Genomic DNA, 13,769 nt, shown 5'->3' with positions numbered 1-13,769 from the left:
GGTGGGCAACAGCCGTGCCTACGTGCTCGACGCTCGCCAACAACCGGTGCCGGTCGGTGTCACCGGCGAGTTGTACATCGGTGGCCAGGGGGTTGCCCTGGGCTACCTGAACCGGGCTGACCTGACGGCGGAGAAATTCCTCGCCGACCCGTTCAGCGACGGGGCGCTGATGTACCGCACCGGCGATCTGGTGGCCTGGCGTGCCGACGGCACCTTGCAGTATCAGGGCCGTAACGACCAGCAGGTGAAGATCCGTGGTTTCCGCATTGAACTGGGCGAGATCGAAACGCGCCTGAGTGAGCACCCGCAGGTCAAGGACGCGGTGGTACTCGCTCGTGAAGACGAACCGGGGCACAAGCGCCTGGTGGCGTACTTCACCGAGCGTGAAAACGTCGATATCCAATCCTTGCGTGAGCATCTGCAAGCGCAGTTGCCGGATTACATGGTGCCGGCCGCCTACGTGCGCCTGGACAGCCTGCCGCTGACCAACAATGGCAAGGTCGACCGCAAGGCCCTGCCTGCACCGGACCAGGAAGCCCTGCTGAGCCGTGGCTACGAAGCGCCACAAGGTGAAGTGGAAACCGTGTTGGCGCAGATCTGGGCGGATGTGCTCAAGGTCGAGCAAGTAGGGCGTCACGATAACTTCTTTGAACTGGGCGGCCATTCGCTGCTGGCGGTCAATTTGATTGAACGCATGCGCCAGGCCGACCTCAGCGCCGATGTACGCGTGTTGTTTCGCCAGCCCACCCTTGCGGCGCTGGCGGCTGCCGTCGGCTCCGGGCGTGAGGTGGTTGTACCGGCCAACCGGATTACGCCTGACTGCGCACGCATCACTCCCGACCTGCTACCCCTGATGACCCTGGACCAGGCGAGCATCGACCATATCGTCGCCCAGATCCCGGGCGGCACGGCGAATGTGCAGGATATTTACCCGTTGGCGCCATTGCAGGAAGGCGTGTTGTACCACCATATCCGTGCCGAAACCGGCGATCCCTACTTGCTGCAATCGAGTTACGGGTTTGACAGCCTGGAGCGTTTCCAGGTGTTTATCGAGGTGCTGCAGGCGGTCATCGATCGCCATGACATCCTGCGCACCAGCCTCGTCTGGCAAGGCCTGGAAAACCCGGTGCAAGTGGTGTGGCGCAAGGCCGCGCTGGCGGTGCAGGAAATGCCCGCCGACCCGCACGGCGATGACGTCGTGAACCAGCTGCGTGAGCGTTTCGATGCCCGTCACTATCGCCTGGAACTGACCCAGGCACCGTTGATGCGCATCGTCTATGCCCGTGACGAGGCCAATCAGCGGATCGTCGCGTTGCTGATGTTCCATCACTTGATCATGGACCATACCGCCCTTGATGTGGTGCAACAGGAAATGCACCTGTTGCTGCAGGGTCAGGCCGAACAGCTGAAGCACGCGGTGCCTTACCGCAATTATGTGGCGCAGGCACGTCTGGGCAGTACTGATGCGGAGCACGAGCGGTTTTTCCGCGAGATGCTCAGCGATATCGATGAGCCGACCTTGCCGTTCGGTCTGCAGGATGTGCAGGGCGATGGGCATGGCGTGGGCGAAGCCACACACCTGCTTGATAAAGGCTTGAGCCTGCGCCTGCGCGAACAGGCACGCCAGACCGGCGTCAGCGCCGCCAGCCTGTTTCACCTGGCCTGGGCACGGGTGTTGGGCAGCGTGTCGGGCCGTCGCGAGGTCGTGTTCGGCACCGTGTTGCTCGGCCGCATGCAAGGCGGTGAAGGGGCGGACCGTGGGCTGGGGATGTTTATCAATACCTTGCCGCTGCGAGTCGATGTCGACGCAGTGGGCGTGCGCTCGGCCGTCAAGGCAACCCATGCGCGACTGACGGCGTTACTGGGGCACGAGCATGCTTCACTGGCGCTGTCCCAGCGTTGCAGCGGGGTGCCGGCGAGCGTGCCGTTGTTCAGCGCCTTGCTCAACTACCGGCACACTGGCGTGGTCGAGGACATGGCTGCGCTCGAACAGGTATGGCACGGTATGTACTTCCTGCACGCCGAAGAACGCACCAACTACCCGATCACCTTGAGCGTCGATGACCTGGGCGAGCAATTCAATCTCAATGCACTGGTGGTTTCGCCCCTGGAGGCGCGCCGTCTCTGTGACTACCTGCTCACCGTCGTGGAGCAGTTGGTGCAGGCACTGGAGCAATCCCCCGATCTGCCGTTCGAGCAATTGTCGGTATTGCCGGCGAGCGAAGTACACCAGGTGCTGGTCGAGTTCAACCCGACCACGCGTGCCTACCCCGAAACGCTGACCTTGCACGCGCTGTTCGAAGCCCATGCGGCGGCTGCTGCGCAAGCGCTGGCCGCAGTGCATGGCGAGCAAGCCGTGAGTTATGCGCAATTGAACCGACGGGCCAACCAGTTGGCCCATCACCTGCTCGGCCAAGGCGTGGCGCCCGGCGACCGCGTGGCGATCTTGCTGGAACGCTCCGTGGACCTGCTGGTCAGCCAGTTGGCAATCAGCAAATGTGCGGCGGTGTATGTGCCGCTGGACGTCAACGCGCCGTTGGACCGTCAAGGTTTCATGATCTCGGACAGCGGGGCGGCTCTGCTGCTGACGGCGGCCTCGATCGAGACGCCGCAGGTTGCTCGTCGCCTGGACCTGGATACTCTGGATCTGAGTCTTGAGCCTGATCACAACCCGGCACTGGAGCAATCCGCCGAGACGGTGGCGTACATCATGTACACCTCCGGCTCCACGGGGACGCCAAAAGGCGTGCTGGTGCCGCACCGCGCCATCACGCGCCTGGTGATCAACAACGGCTATGCCGATTTCAATCAGCATGATCGGGTGGCGTTTGCTTCGAACCCGGCGTTTGACGCCAGCACCCTCGATGTCTGGGCGCCATTGCTCAATGGCGGCGCGGTGGTGGTGGTCGATCAGGACACATTGCTGTCCCAGGCCGACTTTGCCGCGCTGTTGCAGGAACAAGCAGTCAGCGTTTTGTGGATGACCGCCGGGTTGTTCCACCAGTATGCCGAAGGGTTGTTGCCGGTTTTCCCGCAATTGCGTTACCTGATTGTCGGTGGCGATGTGCTCGATCCGAGCGTGATCGCCCGGGTCCTCAAGGACGGAGCACCCCAGCATCTGCTTAACGGCTACGGCCCGACCGAGGCGACGACGTTCTCGACCACCCATGAGATCACGCGGGCAGACGAGGGCAGCATCCCGATTGGCCGTCCGGTGGGCAACAGCCGTGCCTATGTGCTCGACGCCCGTCAACAACCGGTGCCGGTCGGTGCCACCGGCGAGTTGTACATCGGTGGTCAGGGTGTCGCCCTGGGCTACTTGAACCGGGCTGAGCTGACGGCGGAGACATTCCTCGCCGACCCGTTCAGCGACGGGGCGCTGATGTACCGCACCGGCGACTTGGTGGCCTGGCGTGCCGACGGCACCTTGCAGTATCAGGGGCGTAACGACCAGCAGGTGAAGATCCGCGGTTTCCGCATCGAACTGGGCGAGATCGAAACCCGCCTGAGTGAACATCCGCAGGTCAAGGATGCGGTAGTACTCGCCCGTGAGGACGAACCGGGGCACAAGCGCCTGGTGGCGTACTTCACCGAGCGTGAAAACGTCGACATTCAAGCCTTGCGTGACCATCTGCACGCGCAGTTGCCGGATTACATGGTGCCGGCCGCCTACGTTCGCCTGGACCATCTGCCGCTGACCAACAACGGCAAGGTCGACCGTAAGGCCCTGCCTGCACCGGACCAGGATGCACTGCTCAGCCGTGGCTACGAAGCGCCACAAGGTGAGGTGGAAACCGTACTGGCGCAGATCTGGGCGGATGTGCTCAAGATCGAGCAAGTCGGTCGTCACGACAACTTCTTCGAACTGGGCGGCCATTCGCTGATGGCGGTCAACCTGATCGAACGCATGCGCCGCGCCGACCTCAGCGCCGACGTGCGCGTGCTGTTCAGCCAGCCGACCCTGGCCGCGCTGGCGGCTGCGGTGGGCAGTGGGCGTGAAGTAGCCGTACCGGCCAACCTGATCACGCCCGATTGCGTACGCATCACCCCGGACCTGCTGCCCCTGGCGGACCTGGACCAGGCGGCGATCGACCGCATCGTCGCCAGCGTGCCGGGCGGCGTGGCCAACGTGCAGGATATCTACGCCCTGGCACCGTTGCAGGAAGGCATCCTGTACCACCACATCGCAGCGGAGCAGGGCGATCCGTACTTGCTGCAGTCGCAGCTGGAATTCGACGATATCGAGCGTCTGCAGGCGTTTGCCCAGGCCTTGCAGGCGGTGATCGAGCGCCATGACATCCTGCGCACCGGCGTGGTCTGGGAAGACCTGGCCATTCCCGCCCAGGTAGTCTGGCGCAAAGCCGAGTTGCCGGTACAGGCAGTGGACCTGGACCCGGCCGATGGCGATATTCTCAGCCAACTGCATGAGCGTTTTGATGCCCGGCATTACCGCCTGGAGGTCAGCCAGGCGCCGCTGGTTCGTCTGGTGTACGCCGAAGACCGCGCCAACCAGCGGATAGTGGCGATCCTGTTGTTCCATCACCTGGCGCTGGACCATACGGCCCTGGAGGTCGTCAGCCAGGAAATGCAGGCCAGCCTGCTGGGGCTGTCCGAGCCATTGGCGGCGCCGATCCCGTATCGCAACTATGTGGCTCAGGCGCGCCTGGGGCTCAGTGAGCAGGAGCACGAAGCGTTTTTCCGCGACATGCTCGGCGATATCGAGGAGCCGACCTTGCCGTTCGGTTTGCAGGACGTACAAGGCGAAGGGCATGCCATCCGTGAAGCCTCGGTGGCTCTGGACGCCGATTTGAGCCGGCGCCTGAGGGCGCGGGCGCGGCTGCTGGGGGTCAGCGCCGCGAGCGTGTTCCATCTGGCGTGGGCGAAGGTGCTGAGCAGCGTGTCCGACTCGCGGCAGGTGGTGTTCGGCACCGTCCTGATGGGCCGCATGCAGGGCGGGGACGGCGCTGACCGGTCGCTGGGCATGTTTATCAACACCCTGCCATTGCGGGTCGATACCGAAGGCTTGGGGGTGCAGGCCGCCGTCAAGGCGACCCATGCACGCCTGACCGGCCTGTTGGGGCATGAACATGCCTCGCTGGCCCTGGTGCAACGTTGCAGTGGGGTTGCGCAGTCGACCCCACTGTTCAGTGCGCTGCTCAACTATCGCCATAGCCCGGCGGCCCATGCCGGCCTGACGGCCGAGATGGAGCAGGCCTGGCGCGGCATGCGCTTCCTGACGTCCGAGGAGCGCACCAACTACCCGGTCAGCCTGAGCGTCAACGATCTGGGCGAAGACTTCAGCCTGGATGCACTGACGGTTGCATCGGTCGATCCGCAGTTGGTCTGCGGTTACCTCGTGACCCTGCTTGAACAGCTGGTCGAGGCTCTGGAGCACGCGCCACAACGGGCGTTGGAGCAACTGTCGATCCTCTCGCCGGCACAGACCCGCCAGTTGCTCGCGGATTTCAACGCCACCGACGCGGATTACCCACGGGACCTGACCGTGGTGCAGATGATCGAGGCGCATGCCTTGCACACGCCACATGCCGTCGCGGTGGTGCTGGGCGACCAGGCGTTGAGCTATCGCGAACTGAACGAACAGGCCAACCAGGTCGCGCATCACTTGCGCAGCCTGGGTGTGCAGGCCGATGCCCGCGTCGCCCTGTGCATGGAGCGCAGCCTGGCGATGATTGTCGGGCTGCTGGGCATCCTCAAGTCGGGTGCCGCCTATGTGCCGCTCGACCCCGAGTACCCTGCGCAACGCCTGGCCCTGGCGCTGCAAGACAGCCAGCCGCTGGCGGTGCTGGTCCACGCAGCCACCCGCACGGTGCTGGAGGATTCGGGTGTGGCACAGGTCGACCTGGACGCACTGTCGTTGACCGCACAGCCACGCCACAACCCGGTCGCGGTGGCCGGGCCGAATGACCTGGCCTACGTGATCTTTACCTCCGGCTCCACCGGCCGCCCGAAAGGGGTGATGGTGGAGCATGGTTCGCTGGTCAACCACATCACCTGGCAGACCCGCACGTTTGGTTTTGATGCCAACGAACGGATCTTGCAACGCACCTCGGTGGCCTTCGACGCCTCCGTCTGGGAGATCTGGACGCCGTTGGCGATTGGCGCGCGCCTGGTGCTGTTGCCGGCGCAAGCCTCGAGGGACGTCGAGCAAATGGCGCAGACCCTGGTGGAACACCAGGTCAGCGTTGCGCAATTTGTGCCAAGCCTGCTGCGCCTGCTGGTGCAACTGCCGGACAGCGGCGTGCGCTGCCGTTACCTGTTCAGCGGCGGTGAAGTGCTGGAGCCGCAACTGGCAATGCAGGCCCGGGCGCTGACCACTCACGGGATCGTTAACCTGTATGGGCCGACCGAAGCCACCATCGACAGCACGTCGTGGACCTGCGACGGCAGTGCGCCGGTCGAGTCGGTGCCGATTGGCAAGCCCATCGCCAATGCCCGCGCCTATGTGCTCGACACACGCCTTGAGCCGGTGGCGCTGGGGGTGGTGGGCGAGTTGTACATCGGCGGTGCCGGTGTGGCGCGTGGGTATCTGGGCCGCGATGACTTGACGGCCGAGCGCTTCCTGGCGGACCCCTTCACCGGCAACGGGCGCCTGTACAAGACCGGCGACCTGGTGCGTTACCTGGCCGATGGCACGCTGGAGTACGTGCGACGCAATGACGATCAGGTCAAGTTGCGTGGTTTGCGTATCGAATTGGGTGAAATCGAAGCGCACCTGGCGGCGCATAGCGCTGTGCAGGAGGCCGTGGTGCTGGTGCGTGATGAGCGCCTGGTGGCGTACTGCACGCGGCGCGATGCGCAGTCGCAGATCGATATCGAAGCCTTGCGTGAGCATGTGCAGCAGTCTGTGCCGACCTACATGGTGCCGCAGGCCTATGTGGTGCTGGAGGCGCTGCCGCTGAGCCCCAACGGCAAGCTGGACCGCAAGGCGCTGCCGGAGCCGGGCATGGAAGCGGTGATCGCACGGGGTTATGAAGCACCCAGCGGTGCGGTCGAGACCCTGCTGGCACAGCTCTGGGCCGATGTGCTGAAGGTGGACAAGGTCGGTCGTCACGATCACTTCTTCGAACTGGGCGGGCACTCGTTGCTCGCCGTCAGCCTGATCGGACGCATGCGCCAGGCCGGCCTCAACGCCGATGTGCGCGTCCTGTTCAACCAGCCGACCCTGGCCGCGCTCGCCGCGGCCGTGGGCAGCGGGCGCGAGATCCAGGTGCCGGCCAACATCATCCCGGCCGGTTGCACGCACATTACGCCGGACTTGCTGCCACTGCTGACCCTGGATCAGCCGAGCATCGACCGTATCGTCGCCACCGTCGTCGGCGGCGCGGCCAACGTGCAGGATATCTACCCGCTGGCGCCGCTGCAGGAAGGCATTCTTTACCACCACATCAGCGCCGAGCAGGGCGATCTGTACGTGCAGCAGGGGCAGTTCGCGTTTGCCGATCTTGCGCGCCTGCAGCAGTTTGCCGAAGCCCTGCAACGGGTTATCGACCGCCACGATGTGCTGCGTACCGGGTTTGTCTGGGAGGGCCTGGAGCAGCCGGTGCAGGTGGTCTGGCGCCAGGCGCGGATGGTCACCCGCGCGGTGCAGTTCGATCCGCGCGGCGGCGATATCGCCGCGCAACTGGCGGCGCACGTCGACCCGCGCCGCCATCGCCTGAACGTGACCCAGGCGCCACTGATGCAACTGGTGTACGCCGACGATGAGGCCGGCCAGCGCATTGTCGCCACACTGCTGTTCCACCACACGATCATGGACCACATGGCGATGGACGTGGTGTGGCGGGAAATGGAAGCGTTCCTGCTCGGCAAGGGCGATGAATTGATCGCCTCGGTGCCTTACCGCAACTACGTGGTGCAGACGCGCCTGGCCAGTCGCGAGCAGGAACACGAGGCGTTCTTTCGCGACATGCTCGGCGATATCGAGGAGCCGACCCTGCCGTTCGCACAGCAGGACGTGCGCGATGACGGCTACGATATCGAAGAGGTCGACCTGACCCTGGACGCCGGCTTGAGCCGACGCCTGCGCGCGCTGACTCGCCAGAATGGCGTCAGCCCGGCCAGCCTGTTCCACCTGGCCTGGGCACGTGTGCTGGGGGTGGTTTCCAGCACTGAGCGGGTGGTGTTCGGCACGGTGATGATGGGCCGCTTGCAAGGCGGTGAGGGCGCCGACCGGGCGGTGGGCATGTTTATCAATACCTTGCCGCTGCGCGTCGATATCAGCGGTCAAGGCGTGCAGGAGGCCGTCAAGGCCACCCATGCGCGTCTGTCGGGCTTGCTTGCCCATGAGCTGGCCTCACTGGCCCAGGTCCAGCGTTACAGTGCTGTGCCGCAGTCCATGCCGTTGTTCAGTGCGTTGTTCAACTACCGCCATACGCCGGACAATGCTGCTGAAATCACCGAGGCGTCGCGTCGTGCGTGGCAAGGCATGGAGTTGTTACAGGCGCGGGAGCGTTCCAACTACCCACTGACCTTGAGCGTCAACGATTTGGGCGAGGCTTTCAGCCTGAGCGCACTGGCGCTGGCATCGATTGGCGCGCAACGCCTCTGCGAGTACGTGAACCGGGTCGTCGAGCAACTGGTCGAGGCGCTGGAACACGCCCCGCACACCGCGATGAACAGCCTGTCGGTGCTGCCCGCCGAGGCGCGTCGGCAGTTGCTCGAAGGCTTCAACGCCACCCGTGTCGACTATCCCCACGGCCTGACCATTCACCAACGCTTCGAGCAGCAGGTCGAGTTGTACCCGCATACGCTGGCGGCGGTGTACCAGGGCCAAAGCCTGACCTACGTCGAACTGAACCGCCAAGCCAACCAACTTGCCCACCAATTGATCGAACTCGGGGTGCAACCCGACGATCGCGTGGCGATCTGTGCGCAGCGCAGCCTGGAAATGCTGGTGGGCCTGGTCGCCATTCTCAAGGCCGGTGCGTGCTATGTGCCGATTGATGCGGCGCACCCGGCCGAGCGCCTCAGTTACCTGCTCGACGACAGCGCACCGGTGGCTGTGCTGATCCAGCCGGCGCTGGCGCAGCGTCTGCCGACCCTGACCGTGCCGGTATTGGAACTCGACAGCCGTCTGTGGCAAGGCCCGTCCAAAGGCAACCCACAGATTGCCGGCCTGACCCAGGCACACCTGGCTTACGTGATCTATACCTCCGGTTCTACCGGCCTGCCCAAAGGCGTGATGGTGGAGCATCGCACTTTGGAAAACCTGGTGAACTGGCACTGCGATACGTTTGAACTGGGGCACGGCGGCAAGACGTCGAGCGTCGCCGGTTTTGGTTTCGACGCCATGGCCTGGGAAGTCTGGCCGGCCTTGTGCGTGGGGGCGACCCTGTATATGCCGCCGGCCCATGAGGGCGGTGAAGACATCGATGCGCTGCTGCAATGGTGGTTGGCGCAACCGCTGGATGTGAGCTTCCTGCCCACCCCAGTGGCCGAATATGCCATCAGTCAGGACCTGCAACACCCGACCCTCAAGACGCTGTTGATCGGCGGCGACCGCTTGCGGCAGTTCAACAAGCCGCAGCGTTTCAACCTGATCAACAACTACGGCCCGACCGAAGCCACGGTGGTGGCGACCTCCGGGCGCGTTGACGCCGGGCAGGTGCTGCATATCGGCAAGCCGGTGAGCAATGCCCAGGTGTATCTGCTCGATGAATACCAGCAGCCGGTCCCCCTGGGAGTCGCGGGTGAGTTGTACGTGGCGGGTGCCGGGGTGGCCCGGGGTTACCTGAACCGCCCAGAGATGACCGCCGAGCGCTTCCTCAAGGATCCTTTCAGTGCGGATCCGCAGGCGCGCATGTACCGCACCGGCGACCTTGCGCGTTGGTTGGAAGACGGTACGCTCGATTACCTGGGCCGTAACGATGATCAGGTGAAAATCCGCGGCGTGCGTATCGAGCTGGGTGAAATCGAAACCCGCCTGAGCGAACAGGCCGGCGTCCGCGAAGCCGTGGTGCTGGCCCGTGACGGACGCCTGGTGGCGTATTTCACCGAACAGGCGGCGCTGGATATCGACACCCTGCGCAGCGGTTTGCAAGCGTGCTTGCCGGAGTACATGGTGCCGGTCGCCTATGTGCGCCTGGACCACCTGCCGCTGACCGCCAACGGCAAGCTGGACCGCAAGGCACTGCCGGAGCCGGATCAGGACGCGATGCTCAGCCGCGGCTATGAAGCTCCGCAGGGCGAGGTGGAAACCACCCTGGCGCAGATCTGGGCCGAGGTGCTCAAACTGGAACAGGTGGGTCGCCACGACAACTTCTTCGAGCTGGGCGGGCACTCGTTGCTGGCCGTGGGCCTGGTGGAACGTATGCGCCAGGCGGGCTTGCAGGCGGATGTGCGCGTGCTGTTCAGCCAGCCGACCCTGGCCGCCCTCGCGGCGGCGGTGGGCGCCGGCAACGAAGTGGCGGTACCGGCCAATCGCATCGACATCGGTTGCACCCGCATCACTCCGGACCTGCTGCCCCTGGCCACGCTGGATCAGGCAAGCATTGACCGGATTGTCGCCAGTGTGCCGGGCGGTGTGGCCAACGTGCAGGACATCTATGCCTTGGCGCCGTTGCAGGAGGGCCTGTTGTATCACCACATCAGCGCCGAACAGGGTGACCCGTACCAGCAACACGCGCTGTTCGCGTTCGACAGCCGCCAGCGGCTGGACCGGTTCGCCCAGGCGCTGCAATACGTGATCGGTCGCCACGACATCCTGCGTACCGGGCTGTTCTGGGAGCAACTGGAGGTGCCGGTGCAAGTGGTCTGGCGCGAGGCCCCGCTGACGATGGACGAACTCGTCCCGCAGGCCGGCGAGGTGCTGACGCAATTGCGTGAGCATTTCAGCCTCGGCCGTCATCGCATGGATATCCGCCAGGCACCGATGATGCACCTGGGCTTTGCCCATGACCCGCAGCATCAGCGCTGGATCGGCATGTTGTCCTTCCACCACCTGGTCAACGACGCGACCTCCATGGGCGTGCTGGTGGCGGAAATCGAAGCGCACATGAGCGGGCGCGAGCAGAAACTGGGCGCTTCGGTGCCGTACCGCAACTATGTGGCGCAGACCCGCCAGGGCAAGGACCGTGCGGCCCATGAAGCGTTTTTCCGCGAGATGCTCGGCGACGTCGACGAACCGACGCTGCCGTTCGGCGTGCAGCGCATCGACAGTGAGCGGGATGCCACCGAGGAGGTCGATCACTGGCTGGGCGCTGCGTTCAGCCAGCGTCTGCGGCGCCAGGCACGGCAGTTGGGGGTGAGTGCCGCCACGCTGTATCACTGGGTCTGGGCCCAGGTCATCGGCGCGGTGTCAGCCCGTGATGACGTGGTGTTCGGCACCGTATTGCTCGGCCGCCTGCAGGCCGGCGACGGCGCCGAGCGTTCCCTGGGGATGTTCATCAACACCTTGCCGCTGCGCGTGCGCCTGAAGGATGAAAGCCTGACGGCGGCGGTCAAGAACACCCATGCGGCCTTGAGTCAGTTGATGGCTCACGAGCATGCGTCGCTGACGTTGGCGCAACGTTGCAGTGGCGTGGCCGCGCCGGCACCGTTGTTCAGTGCCTTGCTCAACTACCGTCATGCCTCGGCCAGCGTCAGTGAGGCCAGCCGCGTCGCTTGGGACGGCATCGAGATGCTCGCCAACGAAGGGGTCAACAGTTACCCGCTGATTCTCTCGGTGGATGACGTGGGCGAGGATTTCCGGGTCAGTGCCCTGGCACCGCGCTCAGTGGGTGCGCAGCGGGTCTTGGGCTACGTGTGCACGACGTTGGCCGGGCTGGTCGAGCAGTTGGAACAGGCACCGCATTCGGCAGCCAATCGCCTGTCGGTCTTGAGCAGCGATGAGCGCCGGCAGTTGTTGCAGACGTTCAACGATACGGCGCGGGGCTACCCGCAACTGCAACCGCTGCATCAGGTGTTTGAGGCATGGGTACAGGCGCATCCGCACGCCCTGGCGGCGTCGCACGGGCAGCAACAGGTCAGCTATGCCGGGTTGAACGCACGGGCCAACCGCCTGGCCCATCATCTGATCGGCCTGGGGGTAGCCCCCGGTGACCGCGTGGCGATCCTGCTGGAACGCTCGGTGGACCTGCTGGTCAGCCAGTTGGCAATCAGCAAGTGTGCGGCAGTGTATGTGCCGCTGGATGTCAACGCGCCGTTGGACCGTCAAGGCTTCATGATCTCGGACAGCGGTGCGGCGCTGGTGTTGACGGCGGCCTCGATCAAGGTGCCGGAAGGCGCCCGTCGTCTGGACCTGGACAGCCTGGATCTGAGTATCGAGCCGGATCACAACCCGGCACTGGAGCAATCCGCCGAGACGGCGGCGTACATCATGTACACCTCCGGCTCTACCGGCACGCCCAAAGGCGTATTGGTGCCGCACCGGGCGATCACACGCCTGGTGATCAACAACGGCTATGCCGATTTCAATCAGCATGACCGCGTGGCGTTTGCTTCGAACCCGGCGTTTGACGCCAGTACCCTGGATGTCTGGGCGCCATTGCTCAATGGCGGCGCAGTGGTGGTGGTCGATCAGGACACATTGCTGTCCCAGGCCGACTTTGCCGCGCTGTTGCAGGAACAAGCAGTCAGCGTTTTGTGGATGACCGCTGGCTTGTTCCACCAGTACGCCGAAGGATTGTTGCCGGTCTTCCCGCAATTGCGTTACCTGATTGTCGGTGGCGATGTGCTGGATCCGAGCGTGATCGCTCGGGTCCTCAAGGATGGCGCACCCCAGCATCTGCTCAACGGCTACGGCCCGACCGAGGCGACGACGTTCTCGACTACCCATGAGATTACGCGGGCAGACGAGGGCAGCATCCCGATTGGCCGTCCGGTGGGCAACAGCCGTGCCTACGTGCTCGACGCCCGCCAGCAACCGGTGCCGGTCGGTGTGACCGGCGAGTTGTATATCGGTGGCCAGGGGGTTGCCCTGGGCTACCTGAACCGGGCTGACCTGACGGCGGAGAAATTCCTCGCCGACCCGTTCAGCGACGGGGCGCTGATGTACCGCACTGGCGACCTGGTGACCTGGCGTGCCGACGGTACCTTGCAGTATCAGGGGCGTAACGACCAGCAGGTGAAGATCCGGGGCTTCCGTATCGAACTGGGCGAGATCGAAACGCGCCTGAGTGAGCACCCGCAGGTCAAGGACGCGGTAGTACTCGCCCGTCAGGACGAACCGGGGCACAAGCGCCTGGTGGCGTACTTCACCGAACGTGAAGCGCTGGATATCGAAGTGCTGCGCGCCTATCTGCAAGCGCAGTTGCCGGAGTACATGGTGCCGGCGGCCTATGTGCGCCTGGACAGCCTGCCGCTGACCAGCAACGGCAAGGTCGACCGCAAGGCCTTGCCGGCACCGGACCAGGAGGCGTTGCTCAGCCGCGTTTACGAGGCACCCCAGGGGCCGACGGAAGTGGCCCTGGCGCAACTGTGGGAGAAGGTACTCAACGTCGGGCAGGTGGGGCGCCATGACCACTTCTTCGAGTTGGGTGGGCATTCATTGTTGGCGGTGAGCCTGGTCGAGCAGATGCGCAAGCAAGGGATGGACGCTGACTTGCGCGTGTTGCTCGCTCAACCGACGCTGGCTGCAATGGCCGCGGCGGTGGGGCAGGTCGAGCATGTGGTCGTGCCGCAATCGAGCGTGCCCACGTTCGAGCGCAAACGTCGGATCTGATCGACACACGCCTGGCAGACCGACGCGGGTGAACCGCGCCGGTCTGTCGGGCGTGCGCGTTTTTGACAGTCACGTGTCACCCCTACGT

At 64.5% G+C, this 13,769-nt stretch carries 1 protein-coding gene (cut by a window edge); it reads left to right on the top strand.

All coding sequences use genetic code 11. The annotated features are described in order from the left end of the window. Positions 1-13,681 carry the 3' portion of a non-ribosomal peptide synthetase gene (locus tag MJP36_RS28200; RefSeq protein ID WP_244383867.1) on the top strand. 5,819 nt of this gene lie to the left of the window's left edge, so the window shows 13,681 of its 19,500 coding nt (coding positions 5,820-19,500); its start codon lies beyond the left edge, outside the window; it ends in the stop codon at positions 13,679-13,681. Positions 13,682-13,769 lie beyond the last annotated feature (88 nt).

Origin of the sequence: Pseudomonas palleroniana (genome assembly GCF_022836895.1) — a bacterium.
Taxonomy (GTDB): Bacteria; Pseudomonadota; Gammaproteobacteria; order Pseudomonadales; family Pseudomonadaceae; genus Aquipseudomonas; species Aquipseudomonas palleroniana.
This window is presented reverse-complemented; position numbering and strand designations above follow the sequence as displayed.